Origin of the sequence: Halomonas sp. YLB-10, from assembly GCF_003856855.1 — a bacterium.
Lineage (GTDB): Bacteria > Pseudomonadota > Gammaproteobacteria > Pseudomonadales > Halomonadaceae > Halomonas > Halomonas litopenaei.
This window is the reverse complement of the sequence record NZ_RRCU01000011.1, coordinates 127,328-142,196: the sequence shown is the minus strand read 5'-3', so window position 1 is coordinate 142,196 and position 14,869 is coordinate 127,328. Positions and strand designations below refer to the sequence as shown.

Genomic DNA, 14,869 nt, shown 5'->3' with positions numbered 1-14,869 from the left:
AGTCCAAATCGCCGCATGATCAAAGGATTTACCCGCTTTCTACAGAGCCCAGGCGAGCACTTGAAGTCGCTGTTCGGCGCTCAGGAAGCCGCCGCAGGACCGCCGATGCCCCGCGTACTCACACGCGACGAACACCCCGTGTCCCGTCGCCAGTTCAGCGAAGCCTCCCTCAAGGTGCTCTACCGCCTGCACAACGCCGGCTACGAAGCCTATCTGGTCGGAGGCTGCCTGCGTGACTCCCTGCTCGGGATCGCTCCCAAGGATTTCGACGTGGCCACCGACGCCACGCCGGAGCAGGTCAAGCAGCTGTTTCGCAATTCACGCATCATCGGCCGCCGCTTCCGTATCGTGCACGTGCGTTTCGGCCGCGAGGTCATCGAGGTCACCACCTTCCGTGGCAAGCCCCGTGACGACCACGGCGAGCATGTCGCCTCCCAGTCCGATGACGGCCTGCTGCTGCGCGACAACGTCTGGGGCAATATCGAGGAAGACGCGCTGCGTCGCGACTTCACCGTCAACGCCCTGTACTACAGCATTGCCGACTTCAGCCTGCATGACTTCGCCGGCGGGGTCGACGACATCGAGTCGCGTACCCTGCGCCTGATCGGCGACCCGGAGACCCGCTACCGCGAGGACCCGGTGCGCATGCTCAGGGCCATCCGCTTCGCCGCCAAGCTCGACTTCGATATCGCCCCGGATACCGAGGCGCCGATCGCCGAGATGGCGCCGCTGCTGTTGCAGATTCCTCCGGCGCGGCTATTCGACGAGATCCTCAAGCTGTTCCTGTCCGGCGAGGGTCTGACCACCTTCCGTCTGCTGCGGGACTATGGCCTGTTCGCGATGTTGTTCCCCGAAGCCGACGAGTGCATGGCCGAGCTACCCTGGGCCGAGCCGCTGATCGAGCAGGCACTGGAAAGCACCGACCGTCGCATTCGCGAGGATCGCCCGGTCACGCCCGCCTTCCTGCTGGCCGCCTTCATGTGGGGGCCGGTGCAGCTGCGCCAGCGTGATCTCGAGGCCGACGGCATGCCCCCCGTTCCGGCCCTGCAGACCGCCGCCCAGCAGGTCATCAGCCGCGAGCTGCAGCACGTATCGCTGCCCAAGCGCTTCAGCATGCCGATGCGAGATATCTGGGACCTGCAGCAGCGTCTGCCGCTACGTCGAGGCAAGCGCGCCTTCCAGACCCGTGACCATCCGCGCTTCCGTGCCGCCTACGACTTCCTGCTGCTGCGCGAGGCCGCCGGCGAACTCGAACCGGGACTGGGTGACTGGTGGACCGCCTTCCAGGAAGCCGACGAGCACGAACAGCGCCGTCTGCTGGGCAAGGTAGGCGCCGGCACCGCCGCCCCGCGCAAGCGCCGCCGTCGGCGGCGCAAGCCGCGCCCGCAACAACCGCCGCAGTCGGACGAGTGAACCAGGTGGGGCGCCATACCCAGGCCTTTATCGGCCTCGGCAGCAATCTCGACGCCCCCCGTCATCAGGTCGAGCAGGCTCTCGAGGAGCTCGACCGGCTGCCGTTGACGCGTCGAGTCGCGGCCTCTCGGCTGTACGCCAGCCGCCCGGTCGGTCCCCAGGACCAGCCCGACTACGTCAACGCCGTGGCCGAACTCCACACCCGGCTGTCGCCGCTGGCCCTGCTCGACCAACTGCAGGCGCTGGAGCAACGTCATCGACGCGTACGCCAGCGCCACTGGGGGCCCCGCACCCTGGATCTCGACCTGTTGTGGATGGGCAACGCCGAGTGGCGCCACCCGCGCCTCACGCTGCCACACCCGGAATTGGTAAACCGCGCCTTCGTGGTACTGCCGCTGGCCGAGATCGCCACAGACCTCAGATTGCCCGACGGTCAGACCCTGGCATCGCTGGCCGAGCGCTGGAACGGCGCCCTCACCTCGGGTGATCTATCCCCATTGAACGCCACCGAGGCCGTTCGCTGAGCACCTGGAGCCCAGGTGGCCCGAAGCCTCCAGGCACTCACTAGACGCCGATCGACCTCTACCACTTTGGTCGCTGTTACCTTGAACCCTGCTCTGCCTTGGTCAACGTTACCTATCGACACAGATTCACCCATCGGTAACAATCCGCGGTGATCACTCTGGGGCGGTCATAGAAGTCGCCCCACCGCCAACACGAGAACACGCCATGACTTCCGTCACCCTGAGCTCGCTGAAGGCTCGCAAGCGCGCCGGTGAACCCTTCAGCTGCCTGACCGCCTATGACGCCTCCTTTGCCGCCGCCGCCGGGCGCGCCGGCATCGACGTGCTGCTGGTCGGGGATTCCCTTGGCATGGTCCTGCAGGGGCACGACAGCACCCTGCCGGTCACCATGGACGACATCCTCTACCACACCCGCTGCGTGGCACGCGGCAAGGGCGACAGCCTGCTGATGGTCGATCTGCCATTCATGGGCAATCCCAGTCGCGAGCGCCTGCTGGACAACGCCGCCGCGCTGATGAGGGCCGGCGCCGAGCTGGTCAAGGTCGAGGGTGAGGGCTGGATGGCCGATGACATCCGTGAACTCACCCGTCGCGGGGTGCCCGTCTGCGCCCATCTGGGGCTGACCCCCCAGACCGTGCATCAGCTCGGTGGCTACAAGGTCCAGGGACGCGAGGCCGAAGCCGCCAGCCGTATCCTCGAGGACGCCCGAGCGCTGGTCGAGGCCGGCGCCTCGGTGATCCTGCTGGAGTGCGTGCCGGCGAGTCTCGGTCGTGCCGTCAGTGAAGCTCTGGAAGTGCCGGTGATCGGTATCGGCGCCGGCCCCGACACCGACGGCCAGATCCTGGTGATGCACGACGTGCTCGGCGTGACCCACGGGCGGACCCCGCGCTTCGTCAAGAACTTCCTGGCCGAAGCCGAGGACATCGAAGGCGCCTTCCGTCGCTACCACGAAGCGGTGCTGGCGCGGGAGTTCCCGGCTGCCGAGCACTGCTTCTAGGAGGTCTGCGATGCACGTCCATTCCGCCATCGCCAAGCTTCGCGAAGCGCTCGCGCCTCACCGCCGCAGTGGTGCCCGCATCGGCCTGGTGCCGACCATGGGCAACCTTCACCAGGGCCACCTGGCGCTGGTGGAAGCGGCCCGCGAGCGCTGTGATCTGGTGGTCGCCTCGATCTTTGTCAATCCGCTGCAGTTCGGCCCCAGCGAAGACCTGGACAACTATCCGCGCACCCTCGAGGCGGACCTGGCCAAGCTCGAGGCCGCCGGCTGCGACATGGTGTTCACCCCGACCCCGGCGACCATGTACCCCGACGGCCTCGACGGCCAGACCCTGGTGCGGGTGCCCGAGGTCAGCGAAGGCCTGTGTGGCGGCGCCCGCCCCGGCCACTTCGACGGCGTCTCGACCGTGGTCAGCATGCTGTTCCATATCGTCCAGCCTGACCTCGCCTGTTTCGGCGAAAAGGACTACCAGCAACTGGCGGTCATTCGCCGCATGGTCCGCGACATGCACATGCCGATCGAGATCGTCGGGGTGCCCACGGTGCGCGAGGCCTCGGGTCTGGCGCTATCGTCGCGCAACGGCTACCTGAGCGAGGCCGAGCACGCCACCGCCGCCGAACTGCAATCCACCCTGGCAATGCTTGCGCGTAGCCTCGAGGCCGGCGCCGACATCGACGCCACCCTGACAGAGGGCCGCGCGCGTCTGGCCTCCCACGGCTTTGCTCCCGACTATCTGGAGCTGCGCGCCCGCGACCTCGGCGCGGTGACCGCCACCACCCGTGATGCCATCCTGCTGGTGGCCGCCCGCCTCGGCGCCACGCGACTGATCGACAACCTCACTGTGACGCTACCTCGATAGGAGCCCCCTAGATGTACACCATCATGCTCAAGGCCAAGCTGCACATGGCTCGCGTGACCCACGCCGTACTCAACTACGAAGGCTCCTGCGCCATCGACGGTGAACTGCTCGACCTCGCCGGTATCCGCGAAAACGAACAGATCCAGATCTACAACGTCGAGAACGGCCAGCGCTTCACCACCTATGCCATCCGTGCCGAGGAAGGCTCCAAGGTGATCTCGGTCAACGGCGCCGCTGCCCACCTGGCAAGCGAAGGCCAGCGCGTGATCATCTGCAGCTACGCCCACTACAGCGACAGCGAACTCGACCAGCACAAGCCCTCCCTGGTCTACCTCCAGGAAGGCAACGAGATCAGCCACACCAGCAACGCCATCCCGGTCCAGCTGGCCTGACCCGACCGCACCATTGCACCACCCGACAGGAGCGCACCACCATGTCATCGCTGAAGGAACAACTCGGCTCGCTGGTCTACTCCACCGAACACGGCGACATCTGCCCGGACTGCCGTGAACCGAAGGACGCCTGCCGCTGCGACGAGATCCAGGACCAGGCGCGCCTGGCCAGCCTGGATGGGGTGGTGCGAATCCGCCGGGAAACCAGCGGACGCAAGGGCAAGGGTGTCACCACCATCGACGGCGTGCCGCTTGCCGACAAGGAGTTGAAGGCCCTGGCCAAGGAGCTGAAGAAACGCTGCGGCACCGGTGGCGCGCTGAAGGATGGAGTCATCGAGATCCAGGGCGACCACCGCCAGGTGTTGAAAGACGCCCTGGAGAAGAAAGGCTACAGGGTCAAGCTGGCCGGAGGCTGAGCGCTGGCTCGCCTGAGAAGTGCCTGGGCCGGCGCCTAGCCCAGATCCCGCACCAGCGCTTCCAGCGCCTGATCCGCCGGGGCCTCGAGCTTGACGTCGAACAGTTCATCGGCGCGGGTGCGCCCCAGATTGATGCAGGCCACCGGGCGTCCCGCCTTCACGCTTTCGCGCACGAAGCGAAAGCCGGAATAGACCATCAGCGAGCTGCCGACCACCAGCAGGGCGTCGCTGTCCTCGAGCAGCCCGCGGGCGCTGGCCAGCGTCGCCGCTGGCACGTTGTCGCCGAAGAACACCACATCGGGCTTCCAGATACCGTCGCCACAGCGGCCACAGGAGGGCACCCGAAAGCTCGAGAAGTCCGCCTCCAGGTCCGCATCGCCGTCCGGTGCAGGCCGCACAGGCGACGTTTGCGCCGCCCACTGCGGATTGCAGCGTGCCAGCTCATCGTGCAGGGCATGGCGCATCTGGCGCGCACCGCAGCTCATGCACACCACCAGATCCGCCCTGCCGTGCAGATCGATGACCCGCCGGGAGCCCGCGCGCTGGTGCAGTCCATCGACGTTCTGGGTGATCACCCCGGAGACCTTGCCGCGCAGCTCAAGCTCGGCGATGGCCCGGTGCGCCGCGTTGGGACTGGCCTCATTGAGCACCCGAAAGCCGATCATCGCCCGCGCCCAGTAGCGCTGACGCGAGGCGTGGCGAGACATGAAGTCGCGATGGTCGATCGGCGGCGAGCGCTTCCACTCGCCCTGGGCGTCGCGATAGTCGGGGATACCGCTGGCGGTGCTGATGCCGGCGCCACTGAGCACGGCGATGCGCCGGTGACGACAGACGAGGTCAAACAGCGCATCCATCGCCGACGCTGACGCGTCTCGGTTGACGCAAGTTCGAGCCTCGCTACCGCCGCCGACATTCGTCATTGCTCCTCCCCTTGTGACCGCGCACCAGCACCCGGGACAGGCCCGCCGGCCCTGCCCCCAAGGCCAAGACTACCCCCGGGCGATCGATAAGACCAAGGGCGCCATGGCCCAACAGGCACGTCGTTGTCTACAATGGACGGGATTCTTCACGGGCAAGGAGTGCCGATGGCCTGGCTGGACTACCTGCTGCCGCTGTTCTTTCTGTTCCCCCTCGCGGCGGCCGCCACGGTGGTGGTGGCACTCCGAAGCCTGCACGACGCGCGAGTACGCTCGCCGTTCGACGCCCATCCACTGCGTGAGCCTGGGCAGGCCCTGCGCGATCGGCTGGATCGCGCCTTCGCCACCCTGTTCCTCAACGCCGCCCTCGGCCCCGTGCTGGTGCTGACCCCGCTGGTCTACGGCATGGGCCGGATGCTGTTCTCGCGCCACCAGAACTGGATCGAATGGGCGCTCTACGGTGTGCTGTGCACACTGCTGGCGATCGTGGTCAGCTTCCGACTGATGCGTGACTACCAGCGTATCCGTCGACTGAAGCTGGGGCTCGCCTGCGAACTGGCCGTGGGTCAGGAGCTCGAACGCCTGATTCGCCCCGAGGCCCATCCCTACTTCGTGTTCCACGACGTACCCGCCGACACCTTCGTGATCGACCACGTGGCGATCACCCCCCACGCCGTCTTCGTCATCGAGACCCGGGCCCGCACCCCGGCCATCAGTCCCGCCGGCGAGACCGAGGACACCGTGGTGGTCGAACACGAGCGCCTGCGCTTTCCCGGCTGGATGGAGCGACGCCCCCAGCGCAAGGCCCGCCAGGCCACCCGCTGGGTCGCTTCCTGGCTATGTCGCGAACTGGGACAGCCGGTGCCGGTCAAGGGCATCCTTGCCCTGCCCGGCTGGAAGATCGAACGTGAGGTCCCCGACGACGATCTTGCCGTGGTCAGCGGCGAAGGGCTTGCCGCCCATCTGACCGACGCCTGCCCTGGTATCGCGCCGATGGATCCGACGCTGCACGACCGGGTCATCGAGGCCTTGAACCGGCGAACACTGACGCGGGAACTTGGCCACCTGGAAGGCCCGTCCATCTAGAAGCGGCGCAGCTCGATCCGGCTGGGGCAGCGTCCATGATCCACCGGAGCGAAACTCTTTCTGGCCGGGAAGTCATCGATATGCTCCGCCTCCAGGCCGATGCGCACCTCGGTGAGCAGTCGGTTGCCCGAGCCCCCGCACTGCAGCGACAGGGAGCTGCCGGTACCCCGGCCGAAAGCCTCCTCGAAGGCCGCGATCAGCGCATTGCGCCTGACCGTCGAGCCTCGATTGTCGCGCATGAAGTCCCCCAGGGCCCCGGCGTTGACGATCTCGGTCAGCTCCAGGGCACCGTCGAAGAAGTCATCATCGCTGATCGACAGGCAGGCACCGTGCTTGGCGTACTCGTAACGGTCGAGGCAGCTGGCCCTGCCGGGCATGGCGTCGTCGAGCTCCTGTTCAAGCGATGAGCCGATATCGATGGCAGGCCCTGCCTGGCAGAAGTCGCCCGCTGGCCTCGGGCGTTCAAGAAAGCAGCCCTGGCGGCGCCACTCGCTGACACTGACGCCCTGTGAGATCAGCCTGACGGGGCGTGACGGCCACAGCCCGTGGATCACGAAGCCGTCGTCGGCCCCGACCATCAGCGACGGATCCCGGCACTCTCGTGGCGGCTGACGGCGGCTGGCGCAGAACCCGGGATGCCAGGTCAGCGCCAGCACATAATGATCGAAGTGCTCTCGCTCGAGATCCTCCAGTGCCTCACGCTGCTCCTGCGGCTCGTGGGCCTGGGTGCCAGCGACCATGGTGAGGGCCAGCAGCACCGCAGCCAGCGCACGCCATGGTTGCCGTCGACGGGCTCCCCGGTCCCCCTGTCGCCTTGCAATCGGCGACCACAGTTGGCAAGGTGCGCCGCCTCGCTTCAATCCTCTTTCGTCTTTCTCGGATGACTGTCTCATGAACCTGATCACCTTCGATCCGTTACGGAGTCTGGGGGTCCCGGGGGCGCGATACATCAAGCCTGAGCACATGAATGACCATCGCCAGGCCCTGGCCGATGCCGACGCCCTGCTGTTCCCCGAATACTGGCAGATCAATGCCCTGGCCTACGGCCTCAATCCGCGCGTCTTTCCCAGTCTACCCAGCTATCACCTGGGTCACGACAAGATCGAACAGACCCGCGCCTTCCAGGCCTGCTGCCCCGAGGCAACGCCCGATACCGCCATCCTCGGGGTCAATTCAGACGCCATCCACCAGGTGGAGGCGCGCTTCGGCTACCCGTTCGTGGTCAAGCGGGTGCGCAGCTCCATGGGCGAGGGCGTGCGCCTGATTCGCTCCCGCGAGGCGCTGATCGATCACCTGTCCAGCGAGAATCTGCTCTACGCCCAGCGCTACCTGCCCATCGAACGCGACCTGCGCATCGTGGTGGTCGGGCGCAGGGTGCTGGCCGCCTACTGGCGCGAGAGCCCGCTGGGCGACTTTCGCACCAATGTGGCACGCGGCGGCGAGATCCGCCACGACCCGGTGCCGGCCTCCGCCATCGAGCTTGCCACCACCCTGGCCCAGCGCCTGGGCATCGATCATGCCGGCTTCGACATCGCCATGGTCGACGACGCCCCGATGGTGCTGGAGTTCAACCGCCTGTTCGGCAACCAGGGCATCGACTCCCCCGAGACCAGCGTGGGAGAGGCGATCATCGAACACCTCGAGCAGGATAGCTGGCGCCAGGCGGCCTGATCCTTGAGCCTTGCTGGTCGCCGCTCTCGGAGCTATCCCCCTTCACAAGATCGACCACAAGAAAACGGGCCACCGTCGCAATGACGGTGGCCCGGGCAGTCGGCGCTGAGCGCTGATTACAGCCGTGAAGGATGGCTCGCCGGGTCGCCCTCCTGGTGGGGCTTGTCGTCATGATCGACACCGTGGTGCTCCCCTTCCGGCAACTCCCAGGTGCCATCCTCGGTCCAGGGGTCATCCTCGGGGAATTCCTCGATATAGATTTCCTTGTCGGTGTAGTCCGGCTGATAGCGCAGATCGTAGTGGGCCGCCCGGACGGTCGAGATGCACAACAACAGCGCCACCAGCAGCAAGGGCACACCCCCTACCACCGAAGCCGTCTGCAGGGTCTCGAGCCCACCGATGAACATCAGCACCGCCGGCATGAACGACAGCGCAAAGGCCCAGAACAGTCGATTCCAGCGCATCGGTTCCTCGTCGACCTCCTTCTGCACCACCGCCGCCAGGATGTAGGAGATGGAGTCGAAGGTGGTGGCGGTGAAGATCAGCGCCAGCAGGGTGAAGGCGAAGATCACCAGGTAGCTCAGCGGCAGGGTCGACAGGGTAGCGAAGATCGCCGCCGTGGGGCTCTGCTCGTTGAGAATGGTGACCAGATCTAGGGTGCCGGACAGCTGCAGGTAGAGACCGTAGTTGCCGAGGATGATGAAGAAAAGGGCGCATCCCAGGGTACCGAAGAAGATCGAGCCCGCGACCATGGAGCGGATGGTGCGGCCGCGGGAGATGCGCGCAATGAACAGGCCGACGCTGGGGGCGAACACCAGCCACCAGGCCCAGTAGAAGATGGTCCAGTCCTGAGGGAAGTGAGTGTCCTGGAAATTCTCGAAGCGGGCGAAGGGCTCGGTCCAGGTGCCCATGTGCACCAGATTGCTGAGCACCCTGCCAAGGGCATCCAGGCCGGTGCTGGCCATGAACTGGGTCGGCCCGACGATGAAGACGAAGGTCAGCAGCGACACCGCCAGCCAGAAGTTGATGTCCGACAGCACCTTGATGCCCTTCTTGAGGCCGACGAAGGCGCTGTAGCCGAAGACAGCGGTACACAGCATCAGCACGAAGATGCGCGTCGCCAGGGTCTTCGGAAAACCGAACAGCTCATGCAGCCCCTCGTTGATCAAGGGCGCCGCCAGTCCCAGGGTGGTGGCACCGCCGCCCAGCATGCCGAACACGAACAGCACGTCGATCAGCTTGCCCGGCCAGCGGTGGGCACGGCTCTCGCCCAGCACCGGCATCAGCGCCTCGCTGATCTTGAGCACGCTGTGATTGCGCACGTAGTAGAAGTAGGCAATGGGAATCGCCGGGATCAGATAGATCGACCAGGCCACCGGCCCCCAGTGGAAGATACCGTAGGCCGCCGCCCAGCGCGCCGCATCCGGCGACTGAGGTTCCACATGGAAGGGTGGCGCCTGGTAGTAGTAGATCCACTCGATCATCGACCAATAGAGGATCGAGGCGCCGATACCGGCGCAGAACAGCATCGCCGCCCAGGACAGGGTCGAGAACTCCGGCTGCTCCTCAGGGTCACCCAGCTTGATCTGGCCGATATCGCTGAACACGATGAACAGCATGAAGCCGCTGGCCCCGAGCCCCAGGGCCAGATACAGCACACCAAGTTCATTGGTAATGAAGTTCTTGGCCGCGATGACCCAGGTTGCTCCCTGTTCGGGGAACACCACCAGAGGCAGAGTGACAGCAAGGAGGAGAAACAGCGAACCGAAGAAGGTGGGCTTGTCGATCGCATCAAAGCCTTGATCGGAAGAGGCGGGGGAGGATTTCCTTTTCACGGGCCATACCCTTGTTATCGTTTTCCCCAGTATACGCAGTCTTGCTGCATCAAACGTCATCCATTGACTTAGGCCGCGCAGCGACAAACGCCCTATCGTCCGCCGCTCGACTCCCTTGACCGGAACGCCCTGGTTCAATCACCCCGCGCTTACCGCCTGAACACACTCAATTCTTCAATCACCCCGCAGCTTGCCGCCCATTTCCTGGGCCAGGTCGACCGCGTAGTGATCGGTCATCCCACCGATAAAGTCGAGCATGCGTCGATAGCTGTCGTACAAAGACCAGGACGGCAGCGGGGTGTTCTCGCCGATCAGCGCCAGCACCCGTTGGTGCTTGAAGCTCGAATGGCCGGTGTGGTGCAGCTCGTGGGCCGCGCCGATAAAGGCCTCGAGCAGAATGCCGAGGGTGGTGTAGGCACCGATCTCCAGCTTGGCCTTGCGGGTATTGCGGAAGATGCGCTTGCGCGCCAGCTGCTTGGCCAGCTTGACCCCCCAGTCCAGATCCGGGTGGCACAGCTCCAGCAGGTCATCCTGAAGCGTCCCGGAAAGCAGCTCCTGCTCATGCTCGACGAACACCTGGCCCACGTCGGTAACCGCTCGCTCCATGGCCGCCCCTCGCAGCGCCGCGATACGCCGGCGTTGAGACACACCGGTACGGTTCATCTCGGCGTAGTCCGACGGCTCGCCACCGGCGATCTGGGTCAGGATCTCGGCCACCTCGTCGAAGGCCAGGATATCCATCTCCACTCCGTCCTCGAGGTCAAGCAGGGCGTAGCAGATGTCATCGGCGGCCTCCACCAGCCAGGCCAGCGGATGGCGACACCAGCGGTGCTCGCCCTGGGGAATCAGTCCCAGATGGTCGGCCACCTGCTCAAGTGCACCGAGTTCGCTCTGATAGCAGCCAAACTTGCCGGCCTTGCCACCGTGGGTCACCGTCCACGGATACTTGAGCAGGGTACCGAGGGTCGCTGCGGTCAGGCGCATGCCGCCGCGAAACTGGTTGTACTCGATCTGGGTGACGATACGAAAGCCCTGGGCGTTGCCTTCGTAGGTCAGCAGGTCCTCGCGCTCCAGCGGCGACAGTCCATCGAGCAGCCCGCTACCGTTGACCTCGGCGCACTTGAACCAGTCACGGATGGCGTACTCGCCGGCGTGGCCAAAAGGTGGGTTGCCGATGTCGTGCCCCAGACAGGCCGCCTGGATGATTACCCCCAAATCCGCCGGAGTGATCCAGTCGGGCAGGCGGTCACGCAGCAGCTCGCCCACGCTCATGCCCAGCGAGCGGCCGACGCAGCCCACTTCAAGCGAGTGGGTCAGGCGGGTGTGGATATGGTCGTTGTCGGTGAGGGGATGCACCTGGGTCTTGCGTCCCAGGCGACGAAAGGAGCCGGCGAAGACGATGCGATCGTGATCCTTGTGGAAGGGACTGCGTCCCACCTCGTCACGAGTCCCGCCACGCGGATCGTGCAGTCGGCCCGGATCGAGCAGTCGTTCCCAGTTCATGGTCTTCATCGATGGCCCCTCCTTGTGGCCCTCCATTCTGACACCCGGGACGACACCTGCAAGGCCACGACCGCGAGGTCGCCAGGACCCTCATGACAGGCCCTAGGCGCATCGATGGAAAGTCGATGGAAAGGCCCGGTGGATACACCTCCACCGGGCCCTCTTTCTTTAGCGACGCTTTAGCGACGCTTCTCTACGCCAGCCGACGCTTGAGCATCATGGCGTAGACCGCTCCGGCCACGATCAGGGTGGCGGCGAAGGCGTAGATCCCGATCGAGATCCCGCTGTTGACCAGGATGCTCCAGTCACCACCGCTGATCGACATCGCCCGGCGCAGATTGAACTCCATCTGCCCGCCCAGCAGCAGGCCGAGCACCACCGGCACGGTGGGAATCTCGAGTTTTCTGAGCACATAGCCGAGCACCCCGAAGGCCAGCATCATGTACAGATCGAAGGGACTGTTGTTGAGCGAATAGACCCCGACAAAGGCGATCAGAACCACCATCGGCATCAGCAGCCAGCTGGGGGCCTGCAGCACCCGAGCGAACAGTCCCACCAGCGGTACGTTGAGCACCAGCAGCATGATGTTGCCGATAAACAGCGCCGCCACCAGCCCCCACACCATCTCGGGCTGCTGGGCGAACAACAGCGGCCCCGGGGTGATGTTCATCGACAGCAGCAGGGCCAGCAGAATCGCGGTGGTGCCGCTGCCGGGAATGCCCAGCGACAGCATCGGAATCAGCGCACCACCGGCGGCGGCGTTGTTGCCCGCCTCGGGCGCGGCCACGCCGCGCGGGTCGCCGTTGCCGAAGTCGCCCTTGGCTCCCAGCCAGCGCTTTTCAAGCATGTAGGACAGGAAGCTGCCGAGCGAGGCGCCAGCGCCGGGCAGCACCCCGGAGACGAAGCCGATCAGCGAGCCACGACCGATGGTGCCCTTGCAGGACAGCGACGCCTTCATCCCCGGCCAGGCCGAGCCCAGCTTGATATGCGGCTTGTCGGCGTCGTGGCGCTGTTCGAGAAACACCAGGCATTCGGAGATGGCGAACAGTCCCACCAGGGCCACGATAAAGTCGATGCCGTCATAGAGCTCGAAGGTGCCGAAGGTGTAGCGCGCGACGCTGGACACCGGGTCGATGCCCACGGTCCCCAGCAGCAGGCCCAGACAGGCGGCGATGAAACTCTTGGTAAAGCTGCCGCTGGTCACCCCGCCGATGGTGGCAAAGGCCAGCAGGAACAGCGCGAAGTACTCGGCCGGACCGAACTTGATCGCCAGGTCCACCAACAGCGGCGCGAACAGCGTAAGCCCGATGGTGGCGATGGTGGCGCCGACGAAGGAAGCCACCGCCGACAGCCCCAGGGCCTCGCCTCCGCGCCCCTTGAGCGCCATCGGGTAACCGTCCAGGGTAGTCATCATCGCCGGCTCGTCGCCGGGGATATTGAGCACGATGGAACTGATCCGCCCACCGTACATGCAGCCATAGTAGACGCTGACCAGCAGGATCAGCGCGGCGGTGGGATCCAGGCCGAAGTTGAAGGCCAGCGGGATCATCAGCGCCACCCCGTTGACCGGGCCGAGCCCTGGCAGCGCCCCGATCAGGGTTCCCACGGCGCAGCCAATCAGCGCCAGCAGCAGAAATTCCGGCTGGGTCGCCACGGCGAAGCCCTGGGCAAGAAAGGCAAGCGTTTCCATGATCAGTGTCCCCCTCCCCACCAGGGCACGTCCGGCAAGGGCATGCCGAGGGCAAACTCGAACAGTGCGTACAGCCCCAGCGCCAGTCCTGTGCCGGCGATCAGCGCCTGGCCCCAGGCCGCGCCGAACAGCCGCGTCAGTACGATGGCGCAGGCCAGGGTGGCGGGAACAAACCCCAGCGGCTCGAGCAGGCCAGCGTAGGCCGCCAGCAGCAGCAGCACCGCCAGCTGCCGGGCCAGGCCGGCACGATCCGGCCAGCGCTCGTTGAAGCCCGGGCGCAGGATCAGATAGGCCGACAGCGCCGCCAGCGGCAGGCTGACCAGCCGGGGGAAGGCCCCCGGCCCCACCGGCTGCATGAAGCCGGTGACGAAGCTATGAGAATGCCACCAGGCCCCCAGCGCCAGCACCAGCAGCACCGCGCCGGCCAGGCGATCGCCGACCTGGGCCGGCCGGCGATGCTGGTGAGCGTCGAGGTCGCTCATCTGACTCATTGAATAACCCCGATCTCGCGCGAGATGGCCTCGACGCGCTGGATGGATTCCTCGACGAAACTCGAGAAGTCGTCACCGCCACGCCACAGCGGCACCAGGCCATTCTGGGCTGCCACGTCCTTCCACTCGTCGCTGGCGTAAAGGTTCTCGAGGTCTTCGACCATGCTGGCGTAGTCCTCGTCGGAGACCTCGCCGCCGGTGTAGAAGCCGCGCCAGTTGTAGCCGGTGACGTCATAGCCCTGGCTGACCGCGGTGGGCAGCTCGTCGAAGGGCTCGGGCAGCGGATCATCCGACATCACCGCCAGCACCCGCACGTCACCGGACTCGATGAAGCCGGCGACCTCGCCCAGGTCGGTGGAAACCACGTCCACGTGGTTGCCCATCATCTGGGTTACCGCGGGGCCGCCGCCGTCGAACTGCACCCAGCGCAGGGCGCCGACCTGGTCGCCGGGCAGGCCCGCGGCCTTGGCCAGCATCAATGCCCGAATGTGATCCCAGCCACCGGCACCGCTGGAGCCGGCCATGGCCACCGAGGTCGGATCGGCGACGATGGCCTCCAGCAGTTGCTCGAGGGACTCGTACTCGCTCTCGTCGTCGACCAGGATGACGCCGACGTCGGTACCGAGCATGCCCAGCCAGCGCATGGTCTCGGCACCCCCGGGATAGCGACCCTGGGCAATCTGGGTCATGCCCACGGTGCTGGTGGCGACGATCAGGTTGCTGTCATCGGCACGCTTGGAGGCCACGTTGGAGAAGGCCACCGCGCCGACACCGCCGGGCATGTTGGTGACCTGCACCGAGCCGTCGGTCAGTTCCAGGTCGGTGAGCAGCTTGCCGACGCTGCGGCAGGTGAAGTCCCAGCCGCCACCGGGGTCGGCCGGGGCGATGCACTCGTCGATGGGCAGGGCGCTGGCCGAGGTCGAGATACCGAGGCCGAGCGCGAGCAGCGGCAGGCCAAGGCGAGTGGTCAGAGTCGAGGGCATGGAAGGCTCCTTGTTTTTCGTTGTTGGCGTTTTCGTTGTGGGTGTTGCGGTCCTGCGGTCCTGCATCGTTGTCACCAGCCGGCACCGGCCAT

Annotated in this window: 15 protein-coding genes; 8 read left to right on the top strand and 7 right to left on the bottom strand. The window is 65.9% G+C overall.

Features of this window, described 5'->3' with window-relative positions; genetic code table 11:
- The first annotated feature begins 15 nt into the window (after positions 1-15).
- The 6 genes from pcnB (at position 16) to EBB56_RS21010 (ending at position 4,601) form a co-directional block, all read left to right on the top strand.
- A complete protein-coding gene (pcnB, locus tag EBB56_RS21035; protein ID WP_124805257.1) occupies positions 16-1,413 on the top strand; it encodes a polynucleotide adenylyltransferase PcnB in 1,398 nt (465 codons plus the stop codon).
- Positions 1,414-1,418: 5 nt separating this feature from the next.
- Positions 1,419-1,937 (top strand): 2-amino-4-hydroxy-6-hydroxymethyldihydropteridine diphosphokinase, encoded by a 519-nt coding sequence (gene folK / locus EBB56_RS21030; protein WP_124805256.1) that lies wholly within the window; start codon positions 1,419-1,421, stop codon positions 1,935-1,937.
- A 205-nt stretch (positions 1,938-2,142) separates the two neighbouring features.
- Complete coding sequence (gene panB / locus EBB56_RS21025) at positions 2,143-2,934, top strand: 3-methyl-2-oxobutanoate hydroxymethyltransferase (RefSeq protein WP_045993297.1); 792 nt, start codon at positions 2,143-2,145, stop codon at positions 2,932-2,934.
- 10 nt (positions 2,935-2,944) lie between these two features.
- A complete protein-coding gene (gene panC / locus EBB56_RS21020; RefSeq protein WP_124805255.1) occupies positions 2,945-3,793 on the top strand; it encodes a pantoate--beta-alanine ligase in 849 nt (282 codons plus the stop codon).
- Positions 3,794-3,804: 11 nt separating this feature from the next.
- Entirely contained in the window at positions 3,805-4,185 is a 381-nt protein-coding gene (gene panD, locus EBB56_RS21015; protein ID WP_045993299.1) for an aspartate 1-decarboxylase, read from the top strand.
- 41 nt (positions 4,186-4,226) lie between these two features.
- On the top strand, positions 4,227-4,601 hold the full coding sequence (locus EBB56_RS21010; protein WP_124805254.1) for a translation initiation factor Sui1: 375 nt from the start codon (positions 4,227-4,229) through the stop codon (positions 4,599-4,601).
- Positions 4,602-4,636: 35 nt separating this feature from the next.
- Here the strand turns inward: EBB56_RS21010 and EBB56_RS21005 are convergent, their stop codons facing one another.
- On the bottom strand, positions 4,637-5,521 hold the full coding sequence (locus EBB56_RS21005; protein ID WP_124805253.1) for an NAD-dependent protein deacetylase: 885 nt from the start codon (positions 5,519-5,521) through the stop codon (positions 4,637-4,639).
- Between the two features lie 165 nt (positions 5,522-5,686).
- Here EBB56_RS21005 and EBB56_RS21000 point away from each other — a divergent pair, with 165 nt between their 5' ends.
- Positions 5,687-6,604, top strand: a complete 918-nt coding sequence (locus EBB56_RS21000) for a nuclease-related domain-containing protein (RefSeq protein ID WP_045993302.1) — start codon at positions 5,687-5,689, stop codon at positions 6,602-6,604.
- Here the strand turns inward: EBB56_RS21000 and EBB56_RS20995 are convergent.
- Entirely contained in the window at positions 6,601-7,344 is a 744-nt protein-coding gene (locus tag EBB56_RS20995; protein ID WP_124805252.1) for a ribonuclease T2 family protein, read from the bottom strand. The genes EBB56_RS21000 and EBB56_RS20995 overlap by 4 nt on opposite strands.
- A gap of 151 nt (positions 7,345-7,495) precedes the next feature.
- On the opposite strand from EBB56_RS20995, the gene EBB56_RS20990 reads away from it, so the two are divergent.
- Positions 7,496-8,275 (top strand): RimK family alpha-L-glutamate ligase, encoded by a 780-nt coding sequence (locus tag EBB56_RS20990; RefSeq protein ID WP_108448692.1) that lies wholly within the window; start codon positions 7,496-7,498, stop codon positions 8,273-8,275.
- Between the two features lie 116 nt (positions 8,276-8,391).
- On the opposite strand, the gene EBB56_RS20985 is transcribed toward EBB56_RS20990, so the two are convergent.
- The 5 genes from EBB56_RS20985 to EBB56_RS20965 all read right to left on the bottom strand — a co-directional run bounded on the left by EBB56_RS20985 (position 8,392) and on the right by EBB56_RS20965 (position 14,777).
- Positions 8,392-10,110, bottom strand: coding sequence for a BCCT family transporter (locus tag EBB56_RS20985; RefSeq protein ID WP_260425406.1), 1,719 nt, complete (start codon positions 10,108-10,110; stop codon positions 8,392-8,394).
- Positions 10,111-10,284: 174 nt separating this feature from the next.
- Positions 10,285-11,622 carry a deoxyguanosinetriphosphate triphosphohydrolase gene (locus EBB56_RS20980; protein WP_108132170.1) on the bottom strand — a complete coding sequence of 446 codons (1,338 nt, stop codon included), beginning with the start codon at positions 11,620-11,622 and terminating at the stop codon, positions 10,285-10,287.
- A 184-nt stretch (positions 11,623-11,806) separates the two neighbouring features.
- Positions 11,807-13,303 carry a tripartite tricarboxylate transporter permease gene (locus tag EBB56_RS20975; protein ID WP_045992377.1) on the bottom strand — a complete coding sequence of 499 codons (1,497 nt, stop codon included), beginning with the start codon at positions 13,301-13,303 and terminating at the stop codon, positions 11,807-11,809.
- Between the two features lie 2 nt (positions 13,304-13,305).
- A complete protein-coding gene (locus EBB56_RS20970) occupies positions 13,306-13,785 on the bottom strand; it encodes a tripartite tricarboxylate transporter TctB family protein (RefSeq protein ID WP_045992378.1) in 480 nt (159 codons plus the stop codon).
- A gap of 5 nt (positions 13,786-13,790) precedes the next feature.
- Complete coding sequence (locus tag EBB56_RS20965) at positions 13,791-14,777, bottom strand: tripartite tricarboxylate transporter substrate binding protein (RefSeq protein ID WP_124805250.1); 987 nt, start codon at positions 14,775-14,777, stop codon at positions 13,791-13,793.
- Positions 14,778-14,869: the final 92 nt, after the last annotated feature.